Raw genomic sequence first — 20,734 nt, 5'->3', positions numbered from 1 at the left:
GACGAGGAGCAGGCCATCACCAAGCCGTCATCAGCCCTGGAGGGCTCGCAACTCGAGCTTCGGGCCCAGAACGCCACATGGGAAGAGAGCCGTCATCAGCCCTGGAGGGCTCGCAACCCGGATATGCCCTGCATGAGCGCCCGACGGGCGCCGCCGTCATCAGCCCTGGAGGGCTCGCAACGCGGCCGCCGCGCGGCCGGTGCGCCACCAGCTCTTCGCCGTCATCAGCCCTGGAGGGCTCGCAACTGGTGACGCCGTACGAGGAGCTGCGGACGCCCGCGCGCCGTCATCAGCCCTGGAGGGCTCGCAACCCGTATCGGCCACCGCCTTCACCACCTACGAACACGCCGTCATCAGCCCTGGAGGGCTCGCAACTGCCCGAGGATCTCCTGAGTGACGACTTCGGGCACCGCCGTCATCAGCCCTGGAGGGCTCGCAGCGCGTCCGTGGTGAACTGGGCCAGCGCTATGGACTCCACCTTGCGCTCAGCTTGTCATCGAGCTGCCAATCGGAAGGCGAGACTTCCCAGGGTCCACTTTCACGCACCCGTTTCAGTGGGGAATTCTTATGTCACGCCCCTAGTTCTCCGCTGTTCGCATGTCGGCCAGTTCCAGGGCTGTTTGTTCCAGGGCCAGTGCGTTGGCGCCTTTGATCAGTACGACGTCGCCGAGTTTGAGCCGGGCGTTGATGTGCTGAGGAAGGGAGGGAGTGCGGTCGGTCTTGATGGCGCTTGCTCCGCCTTTGCGGATGGCGGCGGTCAGCCGGGTGGCGTGTTCGCCGCCGATGCCGATGGTCAGAGCGATCCCGGAAGCCAGGACTTCTGTGGCGATCTTGTCGTGCCATGCCTCCGTCTCGGGGCCGAGTTCGGCCATTTCGCCGAGGACGGCGATCTTTCGGCGATCTGTTCCGGCGATGTCCGAGAGGGCGGTGAGCGCGGCGATGACGGATTCGGGCGAGGCATTGAAGGCGTCGTTGATGATGGTGATGCCGTCGGGGCGCTCGAGGATTTCCATGCGGCCTCCCGAGGAGAGGCCGGCCTCCTGGAGGCCGGAGACGATGCGGGGGAACGGGACTCCGGAGGCGATCGCGGTGGCGGCCGCGGCGAGGGCGTTGATTGTGTTGTGCCGACCGTGGACGCGAAGGGTGATGCGGGCCTCGCTGGTGCCGTGGCGGAGGGTGAAGGCGGGGCGGCCGTGTTCCACGGTGATGTCCACGGCCTGGACGTCGCAGCCGGCCGCGGTGCCGAAGGTGATGACGCGGGCCTGCGTCTGCTGGGCCATGGCGGCCACGAGCGGATCGTCTCCGTTGAGGACGGCGACGCCGTGCTGGGGGAGGGCGCGGACGATCTCGCCTTTGGCGTCGGCGATCGCCTGCGTGCTGCCGAACTCTCCGATGTGGGCCGAGCCGACGCCGAGCACGGTGGCGATATTCGGGCGGACCAGGTCGCACAGCTTCTCGATGTGTCCCTTGCCGCGGGCGCCCATCTCCAGGACGAGGTAGCGGCTGTCGGGCATCACCCTGCTCACGGTGACGGGGAAGCCGATCTCGTTGTTGAACGACTTCTCGTTGGCGATGGTGGGTCCGTCCAGTGTCAGGACGCTTGCGAGGATGTCCTTCGTGCTGGTCTTGCCCGCTGATCCGGTCAGCGCGATGACCGTGCCCGTGTAGCGGGTGGCGATGGCCCGCGCGATGTCGCTCATCGCGTTCAGGACGTCGGGAACGAGCAGGGTCGGTACGGGGGTGGGGCGGGTGGCGATGACGGCCACGGCTCCGTCGCGTACGGCCTGTTCGGCGAAGTCGTGTCCGTCGAGGGTGCGGCCGGTCAGGCAGGCGAAGAGGCTGCTGGGGGCGATGTGCCGGGAGTCGAAGGAGAGCGGGCCGGTGACGGGGGTGGCGGGATCGGTGACGTGGTGGAGGGTGCCTGCGGTCGCCTCGGTGATCTCGGCGAGGGTCAGGGGGATCACTGGAGGGTGGCTCCTTGTGCGTGGGGGCCCAGGACGACTCCGCGGCCGGCGAAGAACCGGTCGAGGTCCGTCCAGGGGACGTGGTGGAACTCCTGGGACTGTCCGGGCAGTCCGGAGGGGTTGTGCAGAAGGACTCTCTCGGTGCTGGTGCCGACGGCGAGGACCAGGTGTCCGCCGCGCTGGGGCGGTGCGGGATCAAGGGTCCGGATGGACTTGTGGACCGAGAGCAGGACCACATGACCCCGGGCGATCTCCGTGCTGATGTCGGCCGCCGTCAACTCGGGCCGTACGTCCGCGTACAGGTCCCAGCGCTGGGTGACCCAGTGGGCGAAGGGAGCGTAGATCAGTCCCTTGACCTGCTCGCCGTTCCGTACGTACGCGCCCGCTTCCAGTGCATCGCGCAGCAGCGGGACCGAGGGCGGGACCTCCTGTCCCCAGTGGTCCAGTGCCATGCGCAGGCACGCCATCCCGCACATGCGCGGGGCCCAGAAGGCGTATTCCTCACGGGTGTCGGCTCCGGACTTGGGCCACAGCGGGTCGTCGGCCGCCGCTCTGGTGCCGGTGATGAATTCGGGTACCAGAGCGGCGGATTCCCACTGCGAGTAGTACGGGACACGGTGGATCAACGGGGAGCCTGTCATGGCCTCACAGTCTGCTACGGCACGTAGGCGGGCTTGGTGAACGCGGTGTCCAACACGCGCAGGATCAGTTCCTCGTACGGGATGCCGGCCGCTGCCGCCATCGTGGCGAGGTTGCCGTTGGGCGACAGACCCGGCACCGTGTTGATCTCCAGCATCGGGATCCGCCCGTCGGGAGAGACCAGGAAGTCGACGCGGGAGACTCCGTGCGCGCCGATCCGCCGGTGCGCGCGCAGCGCCAGTTGCGTCAGACGCGTGGTGACCAGATCGGGGAGCGGGGCAGGACACGTCTCGCGCCGCAGTGACAGGTCGTGCTTGGCGTCGTAGTCGTAGAACGGACGGTCGGTCTCGACCGAGTGCACCGGCAGGGTGTCCAGTTCCCCGCCGGTCTCCAGCACGCCGACGGTGCAGGGCGTACCGGGGACGTACTCCTCGATCATGTACCCGTCGTACGGCCGCTCCCGGGCCTGGGTGAGCAGGTCGCGCAGCTCGGTGCTGTTGCGGGCGATGCCGGCCGCGAGGCTGCCGCCGCCGGAGACCGGCTTGAGGAAGAGCGGATAGCCCAGTGTCAGCGCTGCGGTGGAGATGGTGGTCTCGGTGGACCACGAAGGGGAGATGTCCACCCAACGCGGCGTGTCGATCAGGTCCGACCGCATCAGCTCCTTGAACCGCACCTTGTGCATCCCGGTCGCGGATGCCAGGACCCCCGAGCCGGTGTAGGGGATGCCCAGCAGATCCAGAACCCCCTGCACTTTGCCGTCCTCGCCGCCGAGACCGTGCGCGGCCAGCAGCGCCACATCGATCCGGCCGCACAGCGCGGCCAGATCCAGGTCGGTCAGATCGATCAACTCGGCGCGCACGCCCTGCGCGGACAGGGCTTTGCAGGCCGCCTCGCCGGAGACGATCGAGCCCGCGCGTTCCGGTGAATCACCTCCGTAGAGCACGCCGACGCTCAGGGCGGAACGATCAGGTCGTACGGGGTCGTCAGACCGTACGGCGTGGTCGGGTAATACGGACATGTATGCTCCCTCGAAATTGGAGTGCGCTCCGACATGGGGCGTCCCGGCGAGACCGCCGTACCCCGCGTTTACGCGGTGGAAGGCTGTGGGGGAAGTACCGCGCCGGGACGCTGAAACACCACTCTCGGCCGAGACGGCAGTTTGATGGTCGCCTCCGATGGGGGGCGGGATGCTTGCGCGTACACCGGCGCGCGAGGCGGAGGGGTGTCGGCCGTCGTCCGAAGGCCGTGTTCTACACGGCTGCCGACAGGGACGGTGAACGGGGCCCGGCACGGGGACGTTCGCGTACGGGGCAGACCATGGCCTGGTAGTGGACCCCATCGCGGTCGACGACCTCGAAGGACAGCCGCTTACCGGCGCGCAAGGCCAGCAGCACCCGCCAGCGTGCTTCTTCGTCGCCGGTCCACCGGGCCGCCCGACCGATGTCGGGCCCGTCCAGGAACTGGGCGAACAGTTCCAGCCGGTCGACGATCCATGCGACAGCCGCTTCCGGGCCGGAGACGGTGACTCTGCTGAGCCAGAACAGCGGCCGGATGATCGCGCTCTGGCGGTCGGGGCTGTCCAGGGTCGCGAAGGCTTCGCAGCGGAAGAGGTGGGAGGGCGGTGGGCGGCGCCAGACCCGGTCGATGGTAGCGGCGGCCTGCCTTCGGTTGGCGAACACACCGTGGTGTGGCGGACGGGAGGCGATCACGACGCATCCTCCGGCCCGACTTCCGGCAGGGTGAGCGACGCCCACACCGTCTTCCGCCCACACGTGCCGGGCCGGTATCCCCACCGGTCGGCCAGTGCTTGGACGAGGATCAGGCCCCGCCCGCCTTCGTCGTCCGTGGCGGGATGCCGTACGGCCGGGTGCCCGCCGTTGCCGTCATCGACCTCCAGCACCGCGTCGCTGTCCCGGACTGTCAAGATCACGGTCACGCCGGCCGGGTCCCCATGGAGGAGGGCGTTGACGACCAATTCGGTCGCGATCTGCCCCATGTCGTCCGCGACCTCGGGGACACCCCACAGCCGGAGGGTCGCGATAACCGCGTGTCGTACGGGGGCCACGAGGTGGAGCTGCGGGGCAATGTCCACGAGATCGCCTGCCGAAGCCCGGTGCCGGCGGGCGCTGTGTCCTCGGTGGGGAGGGTCGCCTTCACCGCTGCCACCGCCCCTGCCTGTGGACAACGGCATTGAGGTGCCTGAACGGGGCGTACTGCTGGGTGCGGTGGTCCGTCTGTGTGGTTCCCGCGCTGTGTCGCTCGACCATCTCCGGCATGGCAACAAGCTTCGATGTGCCACGAACTGAGGACCCGGACAGTTTGTCAGGGTCCTCTGTTCCCGCAGATCAAGGCAGTTGACGAGCCGTCATTCCGTCGCTTCCGTGGCGCGGTCGATGGTGTCCAGCACCGTTCCCCACGGCAGGTCCCGCCCGGCGGGGGCGGCGCGTGGCTCGTGCAGGGGCCAGATGTCCGGGCCGTAGACGAGGTGAACGTCGGCCTCTCGCAGCGCGGTGATATGGCCCCGCCACGCGGGGTGGCGTACATGGGCGGCGTTCACCCTTGGGAAGACGACGACCGGTAGCCCAGGGGTGCCGATGGCTTCCCCCACCTGCGTCAGCGCCTGGTTGTCGGCGATACCCGTCGCGAGTTTGGCGACCGTATTCGCGCTGGCGGGGGCGACCACGTAGCAGTCCACGCTCGGGTGCGGTCTTGCCTCGCCGGGCAGCCGGGGCTCGTCTCGTACCGGCAGGCGGGTCAGTTCTTCCAGCCGGTCGATTTCACCGTTCATCCGCAGCCATCGCCCGGCCGTCGGGGTGAGCGTCACGGCGACCTGCCACCCGCGTGCCATGGCCGGTTCCACCAGCCCGGTGCGCAACGCTTCGACTCCGCCGGCACTCGTGCCCACGACCCCGAGGACTCCGCGCTTCTTGGTGTTCACTCCACCGCCCTGCATCGTTGAGCCATCATGAACAATTCCGATGAACGACCGCTGCCGGTGACCGGGAATTGCTTGATCAGGTCGCGCAGCGTGTCCCGTACACGGGGATTGTTCCGTACGAGCTGTGGCGACGCGTGCTCGGCTGTACGCAGCTCCGCGAACGCGCTGTCGCCCTGGCCTGCCAGCGACAGGGCACGGGCGTGGTCGATGCGGTGGGAGACACCCCGCTCCGGGGGCATGTGGTCCACATCGATCTGACCGTGCTCCACGACATACGAGATGTTGTCGAGGTCCAGCTCCACCGACAGCCGGTGCAGCACGACATTCGTCGGCCCGAAGCTCGTCTGCCAGTGGTTCTCGTCGGAGCCGAGCTGGTCGGCGAGCGCCTCTGCTCTGTTCAGGAGACTCGTCGCCGTGGCGCGGTCCTGGTGCCGGGCCGCTGCGATGGCAGCCCGTAGGTAGATCATGCCCAGCAGGCTCAGTGCGGCCGGATCGGTCTCATCGACCCGGGCCGACAACCACGCCGACGCGGTGTTGCCCAGTTCCATGGCGTCGTCGTACCGGCCATTGGCCAGCAGGGCATGTGTCCCGGACCGCGCGGCGGACGCCAGGACGAGTGGGTCGCCGGATTCGTCGGCGGCCCGCATGGCTCGTTCGGCGGCGAGCCACGAGATGTCGGACTCCCCGATCTTGGCGAGCGTGGTGGCGGCGAGGTGGTGCACCCGGGCGGAAACGGCCCAGCAGTCCCGGCGCTCCACGGCGGAGCGCGCCGCGCGGTCCTCAAGCTCCTGGGCGGTCTGAAGGAGGCCGGGGAGTCCGGCGATCACCTTGCCGAGCCGACCGGACTGGTAGTCGTCCCAGGTCTGTTCTACGAGCTCGGCGGTCGGGCCGGGACTCGGGAGCTGTGCCTCGGCCTCCGGCCCGAACAGTAACCGGGACAAACGGCGCGGACTCATCAACGCGTCCCGCACGGCCGGGACATCGTCCTGCTGCCTCTCGTCCTCCATGAGCACGGGTTGGCCGACCAACTCTCCGAGCGGCACGCGAAGCACGCGAGCCAGCTCGGCGAGCATGTCGATACGCGGCGGCTTGCGCCGACCGGACTCCGCTTTCGCCAGCCAGTCCGTGCTACGGCCGACGAGCCCGGCCAGTACCTGCTGCGTGTAGCCACGGCGTCTGCGGTGGAAGGCGATCCGCTCGCCGATGCTCAGGTGATCTCCGAGACCACGCATACGTGTTGCCTCCCGTGATGTAGGGGCGTTCCCCACGATAGCGACGCGGCAACGTGACGGACGGGTCCGGAGTTTCGGACGATCCTTGCGCTGCACGAGCTCAGCGTGAGAGCAGTGGTGCGCGGAGGCACGGACGATCTGTCCGGGACTGAGTGATCAGTGGAAGCTACTGGTTCTGGCGTTGTCGGGGAGCTCGGAGGCGGGACGGGCGTGCCGGGCGGCACTTCGTAGCTCTGGGCGCAGTTCGTGCGTCAGGACGGGCGGGCGACGGTGAACGAAGTGGATCTGCTGACGCTGCTGCGTGAGCTCGATGATTTGGAGTGGCTGGAGTGGCCACGACACTACGACCGCGGTGAGAACGCTGTCCTGCTCGGAAGACTGGTGTCCCGGCTGGAAGACGACTTCGCGGCTCGCTGTACGGCTGAGCAGGACACCCAGGACTCCAGTGAGTACGGACGTGTTGTCGTACCGGCGGATGCGACGGTGTGCGGGACGCGAATCGTCGTCTGCGTGAGCAAGTTCGGCTCTTTGGCTCTCGTCTGTGCCGATAATCCAGGAGCCTTCTTGGGTACGGACGAGCCCCAGGCAGAGGGGGAGTTGGACGTCGCCGATCTCGCCAAGGTCAGTCGGGCGCTGGTCGACCTCGGGTATGTGGTGGTTCCCGAGGAACTGCTGGAGTGCGACTACGACGGGCCGAGCCAGCTGCCCCATCACGTTCAGTGGCCTACCTGGTGGCATCGCTTCTTCGGCATCTTCTGACGATCACGTCCCGAGGGCCAAGCTGGTGCCGAGGAGGCACCCGTCCGCCCACATGCGGCCGGTATGGAGGCTCCTGGCCTTCGTTTACGCCATGTCGCAATAACTCACATCGGTGTGGTCCAGTTCACGTGAAATGCGTCTCGCCATTTGAGAAGTCTGGCGCAGAAAGGCTTCGAAGTGGCGCGGGAAGCCGCTCTAACGTGGCCCCTGCCGGCAGATAGGGCTTGACGGAGGGCTGACTCACCCGGAAAAGGTCTAGACAACAAATAAACCCCGGGTCATTGACCTGGGGTTTGTCGTGGAGCGGGTGACGAGAATCGAACTCGCGCTCTGAGCTTGGGAATCACCCGGCGCCTGCCGTGTGCACGGGTTCTGACCTGCGGAAATGTCAACTCGGTCCCATCTCTTCAGCGTCTTGGCGGCCCCCTGTTGTCCGCTGTTCACCGCCTCTACTGGCACGTAGTGGCGCGTCCCCTTGGGCGGCGCGCGCGTGCGTCGGAGACCACATCCTGGCGGTGCGAGACGTCAGATCGAGGCAACGACGGGGCCGCAGGTCTCGGACCTGGGGCTGCTGTGCACCGCTCCCAGGGGCACGGTTGGGGCACAGAGCGCGGAGGGCCGCCTCACCCTGCGGAGACTCGTTTGATCGAGACGGTTTGGCCACGATCCACTCGCCCCGGGTCGTTGTCAGTGCCTCCTTCTAAGGTCACCGCATGACGACCTTCCGTTCCGGTTTTACGCTCTGGCAGATGGTCAGCGGAGCTCGGGAGCTCACTGAGCACCCGAGCGTGCTGGAGCGCATCAATGAAGTGCTGCGCATCATGGGTCCTGCCTTCGGCGGGACGGGGTACGGCAAGGGCAGGCCGTTGGTGAACGCCTTGGAGGATGTTGCCCAAGAATCTCTTCTGCTCGGAGACTTCGCTCTTGCGCAGCGGTTCCAGCGCTTCGCCGCCTATGCCGGCGGCGAACTGTTCCTCGAAATCCTGGAGAACTACTACGACGAGAATGCTCGGCATCGTAGCGAGGAGGGCATGCGCAGGCTGGTGGCCATGGGCGCCGATCGAGCGGTGGCCGTTTTGGACGCCCTCTCCAAGGACAACCCCGAGGCGACGGTGGCCGATGCTCGGGACCTCTTTCGCGGTATAGCCCTGTCCGTGGACCACTTGGGCCTCGGTACGGGGGAGGGTGGGATCCGGCTGCCCACTCGAGAGAGGAGACGACTCCAGCAGTACGGGCACATGGAGCTGGTCCTGAGGAACCTGCCACGACCGGCCTCAACCGAGGCCGCGCGAATGGTAGGCGACTTCCTGGCGGACGCCGACGCGGGGTTGCTCGCCCAGTTGCTGGAGCTGAAGGCCCGGAGAGCAGGTCTCGACGCTCTCCGGGTTGCAGTGGAGGACGAGACGAGCTCCGAGAGCGCACTCCACGCCCGTCTGAAGAATCAGGAGTGGATCTTCGGCGGTGCTTATGTAGCAGAGCTGGCACGTCGGCAGTACACCTCGGACACGATTCTGGACATCCCCCTTCTGCGTGGTGACGGGTCCCTTCATGTGGTGGAACTTAAGCGTGCCAACATCAAGGACCTGGTGATACGCCGCAGCGGCCACCTCATGTTAGGTGCCGCGGCCCACCACGCGGTGTCGCAGGCGCAGAACTACCTCCGCACCATGGACGAGAACCGTAAGGGGATCCTCGCGCGCCATGGCGTTGATACTCGTAGGGCCTCGGCGACGGTTGTGATCGGGCATCCGAGGTTTGTGAGTGGGGGCGTCACCTCCCACGAGATCGCGGAGACACTGCGCACCTACAACACGCACGCGGCACGCATTGAGGTGATCACGTACGGAACCCTGCTGGACTCAGCAGCCCGGATGTTGGCCCTCGCGTCAGCGCAGCAGGACCCTGCTCACCAGACCGAGGAGCCCACGGCATGACCGAAGACGCGCGTCCTGCGATCGAACAGCTGCTGGCCCGCCTGTGCGGTGGCGTGATCACGGGCAAGGATTACGTCGGCTACTTCCTCAACGAGCACGGGGAAGAACTCGTCTTCGCCCAGCGCCGGGGAGAGAAGACCGGCCGGCTCTGGCACAGCGATGCCGACTGGCAGCTGTTCCGCGTCGGCGACCATTCCATACGGGTCGGCAGCATGATGGACGGGGTGGTCACCGTGGGCGACCTGATCATCAATCGCGCTGAGGCGACGTGGCTGTCCTCGTGCCTCGCGGCCTCTCGCCACCTGCGTCAGAAGCGCGGCTGACACGTCGCTCGGCGAATGGACAACGAAGAGGGCCCAGGTCGCCGACCTGGGCCTCTCTCAAGAGCGGGTGACGAGAATCGAACTCGCGCTCTGAGCTTGGGAATCAACGGCGCTTCGGAGTGCCGCAGCGCTCTGACCAGGTATTACTTGGGTCCAGGAGCTGTGCTGGAGCCGGTTGGATTGACCGCTTCTGACCCTGGTGTACCGCCCTGAAGGGCTGGGATGGGGGTTGGGCCCGCGACTGGGCGATCGCGAAGACGGCTTGGGTGGCTGGATCGGCACGGCGAGGCACTTCACGCACAAAATCACGGGGTCGGTGCGCTTGCGCGAAGGATGTGGAGTACTCCGTCCGCTCGCGCGTGCGCGCGTCGGCACGCTTTCCCTCTGTTGGGTACTCGGCAAACCGAGGAGTCGAGGCAGTGGGACGACGGCGCCGGTCCAGCCGTATAGACCGCCCCGGCGATCGTCATGAACCTCGATTCGTTAGTGGCCGGGTTCGCGGTATGACGGTGCGCTTGCCGCATTTGGCTCGGAGGACCTGTCCTTCGCGGTACGCCCGCCCTTGCCCGCGTCCCTCCACGCTCAACAGTACCCAGTTCCACAGCGGTGGCACGGGGCCCTCATGACTCCCACCTGCGAGCAGCCCGGATACAACCTTCGCGGCCTGTCGCGAGTCAGAGACGCCGCGGTGAAGTGAGGGCCTTCGCACAGCTGGGCCACAGGAAGGGCGTACGATGCGCGTGCCCCTCATAAAGATCACATAAGAGGATGTACGCGTCATGACCATCCGTGCTCCATACCGTTCTCTTCGCGGCATATCTGCCGTTGTCGCCCTACTCGCGATCGGTGCGGTGGGATGCTCGGACGTCTCCGATGCCGTCGACAGCGCCAAGGACGGCGCGAAGAAGGTGGCTCGCCAGCGCTCGGTGTTCTCGCTGGACATCGGCGACTGCTACAACCCGAACAGCAAGGCCGAGGGGATGGCGTACACCGTCGAGATCGTGCCCTGCGACGAGGCGCACGAGGGCCAGGTCATCGGCGAGTTCGCGATCGACAAGGGCAAGGGCACGGAGTACCCCGGCGACGACGGGGTCTCGGCGATCGCGGACAACCGCTGCGCGGGTGAGGCGCAGAGGCACGCCCCGGACACCTGGGCGTTCCCCAAGGGCGTCGCCCTCTTCTACTACACCCCGACCAAGGAGAGCTGGGCGACCGGCGACCGCGCGGTGAGCTGCACCTACACCGCGGAGAAGAGCACGTTCAGCGGCTCGCTGGACACCGCGAAGTCCCTCAAGCTCGAGCAGACCACGTACCTCAAGGGTTCGAACGCGGTCTACGAGGCCCTGTGGGCGACCCAGCCCGAGAAGGACAGCGTCGAGGACGACCTGGCCGGTTACAAGGCGCAGGCCAAGGCCGTCGCGGCTGCCCTCGACGCACACGTCAAGGGCCTGGACGGCATCGAGGGCGCCGAGGTCGGCAAGCTCCGTGCGACGCTGACGAAGGCGGCGGGGAACTGGAAGAAGGCCGCGAACGCCGCCGACGCCGACGCGTTCTACATCGCCTACGATCCGGCGTTCACCGACATCGACCCGAACAAGTCGGTCGCCGCCCGCAAGGAACTGGGCCTGGCCACCACCGTTCCGGCCGACGAGGCCGCGGTCTGGGCGGGCTGACGCCCCGTCGGATTCAGCGGGGCCGTGTCCGTCAAGGACCCGGCCCCGTTTATTCGTCGTGGAGGGGGTGACGAGAATCGAACTCGCGCCTCTTGGGCGTGACCTGTGGAGCAGCCGCCACGTGCTGCAATTGGCCGTGGTTTACCGCTTCTACTGGTGCGGCAGTGGTGCCAGACAGGTGCCACTTCTCTGTCGCCGCAGCGGAGGTGACAGAGGGCGTCGGTGCCGGGCATGCTCTTTCGGCCGGCGGATCAGTGTTCGTAGCGGCCGTTGGCCGAGGCTGCACGAAGCGGCGCCATCTCGCTCTCGGACCGGTGTGCGACCCTCCTGGGTTGATGAGGACCGAGCCCGAGGCCAAGCCCGCCCGCTTCGCCACTATGTTGCGAGCCCTCCTGGGTTGATGAGTGCTCCCTCACCTGCCGACGTGGAGAGGAGACGCCCAGCGCGTCGGAACTCTGCGGTAGGTCTGGCGGAGCCTACGTGGAGCATGGTGCAGTGCGAGCGCGACGTCGTCGGAGTCGGGGGTACCGTCGGGGCGCTTCGGCAAGTGGTCGTACACGTCGACGGCGATGTCGGCGGCAGCGTCGTCAGCTACGGGCCAGAGGGTGCCGATTACATGGCAGTAGCCCGCGATCTGGAAGGCCGAGGTCAGATGGATCGCCTCGGCGACGAACCGGGGTCCGGTCCGGGCGGTCTCGCAGGCGGATAGATAGGCCAGGTCGGCGGTAAGGTCCAGGTGGGCGATGTCCCGCATGCTCAGCGGACGTTCGAGGTGGTCGTGGACGAGGAAGCGGCCGGCCGAGGGGTCGGCAGGGTCGTTCACCGCGTGGCAGGCGAAGTGCGCGACGGAGTAGTGCGCCAGCTCGGCGAGGACACGGGAGCCGGTGGCCTCCGGTCCGGTGAGCGCGAGCGTGTACGGGTAGCCGGCGACCAGCTGCCGGAGCTCGCGCAGAGCCCCTTCCAGCGCGGCGGCCTCAGGCGTCTGAGCCATCGCGACCGCGAGAACCCTGCCGCTGCCACGATGTGACCGCGCGCGAGAGTGGGCAAGCGCCCGGATGGTCGGGGTGTAGGAGGAGACAGCTCGGCCCAGGACCGTGCGGGCGATCTCGGCGTCCTCCCCATGATGGCTGGCGGCGTGCAGGGGAAGGGTGCCCAGAACCCCCCTCGGCGACCACCAGATCCGGGGCCAGAGCTGGTCGGGGGCTGCTACCGCGACCAGGCCCAGAGCGTCCAGGACGTGCTCGGCAGCGACGTCCCACAGCCAGCCCGGGGTCTCGTGCACCGACTCCTGGGCCGCCAAGCGCCGCACCGCCGTACGCGCCGGGTCCTGGCTTGCGGCGACGGCATCTGCGAAGGACTCCGCGCGGGTGCGGGCCGCTGCCTCGGTGAGGCCAGCCAGCGGTACCACCTGGATCCGGTCATGATCCAGGATCAGCGCGTCGCAGCGGAAGTCACTGGTGTTGACCACGACGACGGGGCCCTCCCCGGCCTGAGCCGATCAAAGCTCGCTTCTGCGGGGGCCTCCACCATGGCCGCGGACAACTGATGTGGTGAGGATAGCTCGCCGCTAGTGCGCTTGCGGGGTCATAAGCTCTGCCGCAGCCAATAATCATCGACTGCGGCACGGTTAATCGAGGATTCTCGCCACCTCAGTTGACCTACTGATGATGCGACCTATAGCGTCTAAATATGACGACGCGTCAAAGTGGCGCCCATGGGGGGAGATCTTGAGCATGCCCACGTTCTTGAAGCCGGTGACCACCGGCCTGCCCGTCAACCTCCGGGAGATCCGCAAAGGGGTTATGGCGAACGGCGTCATCGACTGCGAGAACTTGCTGGCCATCGTCAACGATCCCCAGGAGGTCGAGGACGCCACCAAGCGTGCCCAGAAGGCCGGACGGCCGATCAGTGAGTACGCCAGTACGCGCGCCGAGATCCAGCGGCTCCTTGGCACTGCGGGCAGCAAGAAGGCTAAAAACGTCGGCGAGTACGCTGACTACATTGCGGCCGGTCTGCGAGGGGACTACGACAACGCTTGGTCGCTGCCGCAGATTACCCTGTGGTCACCGCGTCCGCTGGTCATCTCTGAGGACGGCTCGTCGGCCCTGCCGATCAAGGACGGCCTCTACGCTCTCGATAGCGAGACTCAGGTCACTGCCTGGCACCGGATTAAGTTGAACCCGGCTGCGTACGACCTGGAGGACTTCGACTTTGGCGCGATCCCGCTGTCGTTCGAGATCTTCCACGGTATCAGCGTCATGGCCGCCCGCCAGATCTTCCACGACCGCAACCTAAAGGGCGTTCCGGTCGACAAGTCCTTGGCCATGTCCATGGATGGCCGCGACTTCGGTACCACCGTGACACGCAAGCTGATGGAGTCGCTGAAGGTGCCGACCGGTGAGACGACGGTTCCGCTGTCCAGCCTGATCCTTACCGGCAAGCGCCAGGTGTCGGACAAGGCCGTGGAGTGGATGACGATGTCGGTCCTGCGGACTCTAGTCGCTACGGCTATGCTCGGTAAGGCCGGTATCCACGCGGCGTCAACCGGTATCGAGCACGAGGATATCCCCGCCAACGAGAACGGCGACCGTCCGGACAGGGCCGTCGTCCAGCGCGAGGTCATGGAGACGGTGGGCGCGTTTCTCCAGGAGAACGCCGCGCTCTTCCACGCCAAGACTGCCGTTACCGCCCCGGCCGTCATCGCAGGCCTCGGCGCGACCATGAACCGCACCATGTCCTGGAGCGCCGACCCCATGCCCGAGGGCGTCACCCTGGAGCGGATGTTGGAGGGTATCGAGTGGGAGCGAGAGGCGAAGTACTGGGGCGGCATCGCGGCCAAGGTAACCGACAGGGGCGCTGTCTCCTGGGCCGGCGGCGCCCGTGACTCTGGCCACAAGGTCTACGACGCGCTGAATCACCCTGAGAGCGACACCGGTAAGCAGATCCGCGGACGGTTCTAGCTTCGCTCTCGCAAAAGGCTTGAAAACTGTCGACTAAATCCTACCCGGGTTCGCATCCTCACACCGCCACGCAAGTGGGAATCGGCCCCTGACTCCGCAAGTTTGGGCAGGGGCCGAATTCGTTTGGGCCTGCGGTTCGTTGCCGTGCTTCCCCATGGGCCCTGTAGTGCAGATCTGGTGCGCAAGTGGTGCGAGAGGCCATGAGAGGTCTAGACAACAACGAAGCCCCGGGCCGCTGGCCTGGGGCTTTCTTATGGAGCGGGTGACGAGAATCGAACTCGCGCTCTGAGCTTGGGAATCACCCAGCACGTGATGCCCAGGCGTGACTCTGACCAGCGAATACGCAGTGCGGATGGTCTCCGGGCCAGGGGTCGGATGGGGTCCGTAGCGACCGCTGTTCACCCCTACGAATGGCATGTAGTGGCACGCGCCCCGCAGAGATGCCCCGCGTGGGGTGGTCTCTTGTGGGAGGTATGCCGGTGGGGTCGGCGGCCTCGTCATCGAGGATGAATGTCCTGACCGCGGCACGCCAATGCGCGCCTACGCGGGGGCCCTGGGCCGTGACCGTCGTTGGTTCCGACGTTCCGACGGCACTGCGCGCTTCGCGGGCACGCGCATAGAGGCGCGTCGGGGGCCGACAGGCCCTCGGCGGGTACGTTGAAACCGCTGCCGGGTTCATGCCAGGAAGGGACGTCGGTGGTACCTGGTACCTGGTGGCGTGCCTGCCCTCCCGTATCCGCCGTGGTGATGGCGACGTAACAAAAGCTGCTGGCCGGTGTTCGCCGATCCGGGATGATCCGCGTGTCCGGAGGCGGGGGCTTCCGTTGTCAGACCTCTCGGTCAGACTCGTGGCATGAGCGTGAGGTCAGACTTCTCCCTGGATTTGCAGCTGGGGCTTGTGCTGAATGAGGCCGTTCATCCGGATGTGAAGGGAGCTCTCGTATCAGCAAGAGATCACATGAACAGTGGGCGAGGAAGGCATCGCCGTGGCGGGAAGGTACTCATCCACCTGTTGGAGGCGGTCCGTCAACGTGCGGCGGACGTTGGCGAATGGCAGGTCGTCCGGCTGGTACAGGACTCACTGGACTATGCCGAGGGGCGGATCCTTCAACCTGACTTCCATGAGCGCCATCGCCTGTTCCAGGATGGCGTTCGTAACAAGAGGCTGCAGAAGTATGTGGGAAACGGGCTCGGGATCGAGCTCAAATACCTTGCGGAGGCAGGTCGTGAGTTCGTTGACGAGCATCCTGATGTCGGCGTGGACGATCTGATCGCCCACCTCTACTCGCTCTCGGAGGATGCGCGGTTCCTTGACGCGCCCGAGGACCGTCCGGGGCGGTATCGCTTTCTCCGCGGGCGTGCGGAGTTGGCGGTGTGGCTGCAACGTGTCCTGCGGGAGCGGGTGGACATCGAGGATCCAGCAGAAGCTGCTCGCCGAATTACCACCTCGCCGGAGGCCATTGCCCTGCTTGCCGCAGATACAGAAGGCCAGATGGTTCTCCGCGCGGCGGAGTTGCACCGGCGATCGGGCGGCCTGGCGGCCTTGCGTACGGTCGTGGAGGATCCCACGGCGTCCGAACACGCACTTCAGCGGGCCTTGGAAGGACAGCACTGGATCTTCGGCGGACGGTTCGTGGGGGAGGCGATCCATCGTCGGCTAGTGCCGGGGGACGAGGTCGATCTTCCTCTGATTCGCCATGACGGGGCTTTGCACGTCGTCGAGTTGAAGCGAGCCATGAGCCTGACCGGCCCTCTGGTGAAGAAGCACCGCGGATCGTGGATTCCTACGGCCCAAGTGCACGACGCCGTCGGTCAGGCCGTGAATTACCTGGTCGGCTTGGACGAGAACCGCCACCGGCTCCGCGAAGATCTTGGCATTGAAACCCGTCGAGCCAGCGCGATGGTGCTGATCGGGCACCCGTTGGTGCAGCCCTTCGTACCCGAGGAGTCGATCAACGAGGCGTTGCGCACACTCAACACTCACGTGAATCGCGTCGAGGTGCTCACCTACAAGGAGTTGCTCGACAACGCCGAACGTTCCCTCGGCAGCACATCGGCGGCCTAGCTCCTTCGGGGTGGCCTGGGCTGCAGGTGAGGAAATGGCCTGCGGATTTCGCAATGGCGACGGCCAGGATCGGTCGGTCGCGGTCAGCCTGTGAGCGGTGATGTGCCGCCCCTCCCTGCCTCGTGGAGTGCGACGAGTTTGCTCAGGTCGTTCGTGACCATGACGTGCGCGAGGCGTCCGGCGACGCCTACGACCTCCGGCCAGTTGTCGGCGTGGAGGTATTCCTCGGTGGTGCTGTTCGGAGCCTCGTCTTCTGCGGCGTTGAGCGTGGCTCCCACGGGGGCTGGATGCCTCGTTCAGGCTGCTGCGGCTGCAACCGCTTGCTGGTCGGGCGGTTTTGCGAAGCAGGGCCCAGAGGGCATTGCCGCGACGGCAGGCGCGGCGCGGCAGGCAGTCTGTGGACCTGCAGCTGCACGCTGCAGGTGGACGCCCTGAACTCGGGTCTCATCGCCTGCGTCTCGCACGGCAACTCTCTGTCGGCCAGGCCGACTGTCCAGGCAGGCCCCGGACTCTCACCGAGGTGGGTGCGATGCGGCTCGGCGAGAAACGTGGTCCTCGGGGTAACTTGCCTCTACGCCAGAGCCTTTCGGACTGCCTCGACCAGCAGCGTCGCACGCACATCGTCAGCTCCCCCGGTGATGTTGTTCATCACATATCCGAAGGCGATGCTGTGCTCCGGGTCGGCGAAGCCGAGGGAGCCGCCTCGCCCCGTGTGGCCGAAAGCGCTCGGGCACTCATGGGGTTGGTCTCGGTGGGGAGCATGTAGCCAGTGCTGAATCGGCTGGGGATCAGCATCACCTAGTCCTTCCTGCTGGCCTGCTCCCTGGTTGCCGATTCCAGGGCCATGCGGGCGACCGTAGCAGTGGTGCGGCGGCCAGCAGGGGGATTCGAACCCCTCGGCGGCACCGGAGACCGGGTGTACAGGGCGGGCTGCCTTGCCAGACCGCCCCGGTAGAGCTGACCCGGAACAGGATGTGGTGCAACCGTCCGAGGGCCGTCGGTGGTCCTGTGGTCTGTGAGACCAAATCTGTCCCGGCGTCGTGCCGAACGGCGCGGCCTGCGTCTGTGGCCTGTAGGCACCGTCCTGGCCTTGACCTTCATTATCGCGATCTCCGTCGCCAGTGCGGTGTTCTTCGCCGGATGGGACCTGCTCGGTGCTCGTGGATTGAAGCCTGAGCGCCGCATCGACGCCAAGACGCTATTCGACTTGGTGAAACTGTCCTTTGGGGTGGTCGCCGGCTCTGGAGCCTTGGTCGCGTTGGTTGTGGCCTACCGGCGCCAACGTGTCGACGAGGACGGTGCTCTGCGTGATGCCACCCGCCTGCACAACGAACGTTTCACTGCCGCAGTCTCCCAGCTCGGCGATCAATCCGCCGCCGTGCGCCTCGGTGGTGTTCACGCCCTAGCCGGCCTCGCCGATGACGCCCCCACCCGGGACCTACGACAGACATGCATCGACGTTCTGTGCGCATATCTCCGACTCCCGTACACCACCGGGGACGATCTTCCGCAGCAGGGGAATACGGATGTCCGGCACGAGTACATGGCGCTTCGGGAGGTACGGCACACCGTCATCCGTCTGATTCGGGACCGTCTCCGTCTCGCTCCCCAGCATCCCCATTCTTGGCAGGGCCATAATCTGGACTTCACCGGAGTCGTCTTCGACGGCGGCGATCTTTCGGGCGCGACGTTCTCGGGGGGCACCGTCACTTTCAAGAACGCAACCTTCAATGCGGGAGCGTTCAGCTTCGACGAGGCCGATTTCAGTGGTGCCACGGTTGACTTCCGCCTCGCAGATTTCACCTCCGGCGTGGTCACTTTCATAGGCGCGATGTTCTCCGACGGGTTAATCGATTTCAACGGCGTCAGCTTTGGCGCCCACACAGCCAGCTTCGTCGGCGCAAGATTCTCCGGTGCCGAAGTCGACTTCCAGGACGCCTACTTCAGCAGCCACGTCAGCTTCGGCAGTGCAACGTTTGCTGACGGCAGGGTCAGCTACATCGGCGCAGACTTCACGGATGCCGGAGCCGATTTCCTAAACGCAAGGTTCTCGGGCGGCACAGTCGACTTTAGCGAGGCCATGTTTTCCGGACACAGCACATTCCGTCAGGCAACGTTCTCTGCCGGCACCGTCCTCTTCGACGGCGTGGACTTCTCCACCGGCAGTGTCGTCTTCCCACTGGCGATCTTTTCCGGAGGCACCGTTGATTTCAGAAGAGCGACCTTTCGCGGTGGCGTCCTCGATTTCGCCGATGCCTCGGGGGACGTCCTCCCGGTTGGGCTGAATCCTTTGCCGTCCGGCGTGACGTTGCCTCAGGCGTGGCGCTCACCACTCGGCCCTTGATGAGGCGTCCATTACAACAGGTGTCGGGCTTCCGTGTGGCACAGGCGCGGCAGACGTATACGAGCCCAGAAGCACAAGACAGCCCCATTCCAGCCATGGCTCGAAGCCGACGTGCTGTCCGGTCGTCGCCACCAGTATCAGCTCGGTTGCCGAAAGCCGTTGAGCGAAGACATCTGACGGGCCCGACCATGGACAGGTCGGGCCCGTCAGCGATTGCCGATCTGGAACGCGTTTCTTCGATTGATGCTCAGGGGTCTTCGGCATAAGCGCCGAAGACCCCAGCTTGTTTGACTGTGTGGTCACCTTGACCGGTGCGGACGGGACGTGCTTCGACCGTCACAGCGAGTTGCGGCCAGATGGGAGGAAGGCCGGAACCGCCAGTAGTCGAATATGCGACCGCAGCAGCACGGAGGTTGACATCGCGTCTGCAATGACGAGCCAACTCACACCGGTGTGAACCAGTTCACGTGAAATGCGTCTCGCCATTCGAGAAGCCTGGCGCGGAAAGGCATCGAGGCGGTGCCGAAGTTCGCTGGAACCTGGCCTCCGTCAGGGGATAGGGCTGGCGGAGGGCTGGTCAAGCCGCAAATGGTCTAGACAACAACGAAGCCCCGGGTTATTGACCTGGGGCTTTCTTACGGGGCGGGTGACGAGAATCAAACTCGCGCTCTGAGCTTGGGAATCACAGGCGTTTTGTTCGCTCCCTTGCAGGTCAACGAATTAAGTGCCTCTTGGGCGTGACCTGTGGAGCAGCCGCCACGTGCCGCAATTGGCCGTGGTTCACCGCTTCTACTGGTGCGGCAGCGGTGCGAGACAGGTGCCACTTCTCTGTCGCCGCAGCAGAGGTGACAGAGGGCATCGGTGCCGGGCATGCTCTTTCGGCCGACGGATCAGAGTTACGTAGCGGCTGTCGGCTGAGGCCGCTCGAAGCGGCGCCATCTCGCTCTCGGACCGGTGTACGACCCTCCTGGGTTGATGACGACACGCGATGACCGGCAAGATCATCATGCGGAAGGCGCTGTTGCGAACCCTCTTGGGTTGATGACGACCGCCCGGCCAATTGTTCCTGCTCACCGTCACCTGGCGGTTGTGAACCCTCCTGGGTTGATGACGACCCACCACGCAGGATCCGAATCTCACCCACGTCATCAGGTTGCGACCCTCCTGGGTTGATGACGACCTGGAAGCCCGCGGCTGGGAAAGCAACCGCACCGTCCCGTTGCGAACCCTCCTGGGCTGATGACGAGCCGGGCAGGACGGGGTTGGAGCAGACCAGGCAGCGTTGCGAACCCTCCTGGGTTGATGACGAGCCCCAGTCCTCCCGGGCGATCGAGGGAACCTGGCTGCTGTTGCGAACCCTGCTGGGTTGATGACGACTGCCGGGGCAGCGGCGCCCGCCGACGGGCTTGTCTCGTTACGAACCTCCTGGGTTGATGACGACACAACATCACCAACCCGGTGATCCAGGAGCGCACCGGTTACGAACCCTCCTGGGTTGATGACGACCCGTAGAGCCCCGTGTGCAGGTCGACTTCGCCGCAGCGTTGCGAACCCTCCTGGGCTGATGACGACCCCGGCCGATCGCACCGTGCGGCACCCGCCCGGCGTAGTTGCGAACCCTCCTGGGCTGATGACGACCGCCGCCCCTTCGAGGTCCATTCGACATCGCTGGGGTTGCGAACCCTCCTGGGTTGATGACGACCTCGCCCTCATGCACCCCGGTGTCGGGGCCGCGCTCGCGTTGCGAACCCTCCTGGGTTGATGACGAGCCCGGCTCGACACCGGCAACACCGCGGCGGACCCGGAGTTGCGAACCCTCCTGGGTTGATGACGAGCATGCTGGTCTTTCTAGGACACGGTCGGGTCTCTGTGTTGCGAACCCTCCTGGGTTGATGACGAGCGC

General features: G+C 66.1%; 16 protein-coding genes, 1 pseudogene and 2 CRISPR repeat arrays (1 of these 19 cut by a window edge). Of the genes and pseudogenes, 7 read left to right on the top strand and 10 right to left on the bottom strand.

Annotation, left to right across the window (positions count from 1 at the left end; genetic code table 11):
* Nucleotides 1–440: direct repeats of the CRISPR family, unit length 29 nt; unit sequence GCCGTCATCAGCCCTGGAGGGCTCGCAAC; it reaches 365 nt to the left of the window's first position.
* A 138-nt stretch (nucleotides 441–578) separates the two neighbouring features.
* The 7 genes from BFF77_RS01920 to BFF77_RS01890 all read right to left on the bottom strand — a co-directional run bounded on the left by BFF77_RS01920 (nucleotide 579) and on the right by BFF77_RS01890 (nucleotide 6,773).
* Complete coding sequence (locus BFF77_RS01920) at nucleotides 579–1,964, bottom strand: UDP-N-acetylmuramoyl-tripeptide--D-alanyl-D-alanine ligase (protein WP_066943117.1); 1,386 nt, start codon at nucleotides 1,962–1,964, stop codon at nucleotides 579–581.
* Complete coding sequence (locus BFF77_RS01915) at nucleotides 1,961–2,605, bottom strand: C39 family peptidase (protein ID WP_066943116.1); 645 nt, start codon at nucleotides 2,603–2,605, stop codon at nucleotides 1,961–1,963. The genes BFF77_RS01920 and BFF77_RS01915 overlap by 4 nt, the downstream gene beginning before the upstream one ends.
* Before the next feature lie 14 nt (nucleotides 2,606–2,619).
* A complete protein-coding gene (locus tag BFF77_RS01910; RefSeq protein WP_079124734.1) occupies nucleotides 2,620–3,621 on the bottom strand; it encodes a D-alanine--D-alanine ligase family protein in 1,002 nt (333 codons plus the stop codon).
* A 232-nt stretch (nucleotides 3,622–3,853) separates the two neighbouring features.
* Nucleotides 3,854–4,312, bottom strand: a complete 459-nt coding sequence (locus BFF77_RS01905) for a hypothetical protein (protein ID WP_066943113.1) — start codon at nucleotides 4,310–4,312, stop codon at nucleotides 3,854–3,856.
* Nucleotides 4,309–4,794 (bottom strand): ATP-binding protein, encoded by a 486-nt coding sequence (locus BFF77_RS01900; RefSeq protein ID WP_079124733.1) that lies wholly within the window; start codon nucleotides 4,792–4,794, stop codon nucleotides 4,309–4,311. Before BFF77_RS01900 ends, BFF77_RS01905 begins: the two co-directional genes overlap by 4 nt.
* 174 nt (nucleotides 4,795–4,968) lie before the next feature.
* Complete coding sequence (locus BFF77_RS01895) at nucleotides 4,969–5,541, bottom strand: flavoprotein (RefSeq protein WP_245703087.1); 573 nt, start codon at nucleotides 5,539–5,541, stop codon at nucleotides 4,969–4,971.
* A complete protein-coding gene (locus BFF77_RS01890; RefSeq protein ID WP_066943107.1) occupies nucleotides 5,538–6,773 on the bottom strand; it encodes a helix-turn-helix domain-containing protein in 1,236 nt (411 codons plus the stop codon). Before BFF77_RS01890 ends, BFF77_RS01895 begins: the two co-directional genes overlap by 4 nt.
* Nucleotides 6,774–7,043: 270 nt before the next feature.
* Here BFF77_RS01890 and BFF77_RS01885 point away from each other — a divergent pair, with 270 nt between their 5' ends.
* From BFF77_RS01885 to BFF77_RS01870, 4 genes are all read left to right on the top strand, one after another.
* Complete coding sequence (locus tag BFF77_RS01885) at nucleotides 7,044–7,532, top strand: hypothetical protein (protein ID WP_066943105.1); 489 nt, start codon at nucleotides 7,044–7,046, stop codon at nucleotides 7,530–7,532.
* 713 nt (nucleotides 7,533–8,245) lie between these two features.
* Complete coding sequence (locus BFF77_RS01880; protein WP_066943103.1) at nucleotides 8,246–9,466, top strand: Shedu anti-phage system protein SduA domain-containing protein; 1,221 nt, start codon at nucleotides 8,246–8,248, stop codon at nucleotides 9,464–9,466.
* On the top strand, nucleotides 9,463–9,789 hold the full coding sequence (locus tag BFF77_RS01875) for a hypothetical protein (RefSeq protein WP_066943101.1): 327 nt from the start codon (nucleotides 9,463–9,465) through the stop codon (nucleotides 9,787–9,789). Before BFF77_RS01880 ends, BFF77_RS01875 begins: the two co-directional genes overlap by 4 nt.
* 779 nt (nucleotides 9,790–10,568) lie before the next feature.
* The gene (locus BFF77_RS01870; protein WP_066943099.1) at nucleotides 10,569–11,462 is read left to right on the top strand and encodes a septum formation family protein; all 894 of its coding nucleotides are present in this window, start codon (nucleotides 10,569–10,571) and stop codon (nucleotides 11,460–11,462) included.
* Nucleotides 11,463–11,874: 412 nt separating this feature from the next.
* On the opposite strand, the gene BFF77_RS01865 is transcribed toward BFF77_RS01870, so the two are convergent.
* On the bottom strand, nucleotides 11,875–12,930 hold the full coding sequence (locus BFF77_RS01865; RefSeq protein WP_066943097.1) for a CHAT domain-containing protein: 1,056 nt from the start codon (nucleotides 12,928–12,930) through the stop codon (nucleotides 11,875–11,877).
* A 265-nt stretch (nucleotides 12,931–13,195) separates the two neighbouring features.
* On the opposite strand from BFF77_RS01865, the gene BFF77_RS01860 reads away from it, so the two are divergent.
* The gene (locus BFF77_RS01860; RefSeq protein ID WP_066943092.1) at nucleotides 13,196–14,422 is read left to right on the top strand and encodes a DNA sulfur modification protein DndB; all 1,227 of its coding nucleotides are present in this window, start codon (nucleotides 13,196–13,198) and stop codon (nucleotides 14,420–14,422) included.
* Nucleotides 14,423–15,275: 853 nt separating this feature from the next.
* Nucleotides 15,276–16,487, top strand: a complete 1,212-nt coding sequence (locus tag BFF77_RS01855; RefSeq protein ID WP_066943090.1) for a Shedu anti-phage system protein SduA domain-containing protein — start codon at nucleotides 15,276–15,278, stop codon at nucleotides 16,485–16,487.
* A gap of 83 nt (nucleotides 16,488–16,570) precedes the next feature.
* Here BFF77_RS01855 and BFF77_RS01850 read toward each other — a convergent pair whose 3' ends face one another.
* Both BFF77_RS01850 and BFF77_RS36480 read right to left on the bottom strand, forming a co-directional pair.
* Complete coding sequence (locus tag BFF77_RS01850; RefSeq protein WP_066943088.1) at nucleotides 16,571–16,765, bottom strand: hypothetical protein; 195 nt, start codon at nucleotides 16,763–16,765, stop codon at nucleotides 16,571–16,573.
* 293 nt (nucleotides 16,766–17,058) lie between these two features.
* A pseudogene (locus BFF77_RS36480) lies at nucleotides 17,059–17,327 on the bottom strand (serine hydrolase); the annotation flags it as partial.
* Between the two features lie 250 nt (nucleotides 17,328–17,577).
* Here BFF77_RS36480 and BFF77_RS01845 point away from each other — a divergent pair.
* A complete protein-coding gene (locus tag BFF77_RS01845; RefSeq protein ID WP_245703086.1) occupies nucleotides 17,578–18,831 on the top strand; it encodes a pentapeptide repeat-containing protein in 1,254 nt (417 codons plus the stop codon).
* 1,476 nt (nucleotides 18,832–20,307) lie between these two features.
* A CRISPR array of direct repeats spans nucleotides 20,308–20,732; the repeat unit is 30 nt; unit sequence GTTGCGAACCCTCCTGGGTTGATGACGAGC.
* Between the last annotated feature and the right edge of the window lie 2 nt (nucleotides 20,733–20,734).

Source organism: Streptomyces lushanensis, assembly GCF_001700515.1.
GTDB classification, from domain to species: Bacteria; Actinomycetota; Actinomycetes; order Streptomycetales; family Streptomycetaceae; genus Streptomyces; species Streptomyces lushanensis.
This window is presented reverse-complemented; position numbering and strand designations above follow the sequence as displayed.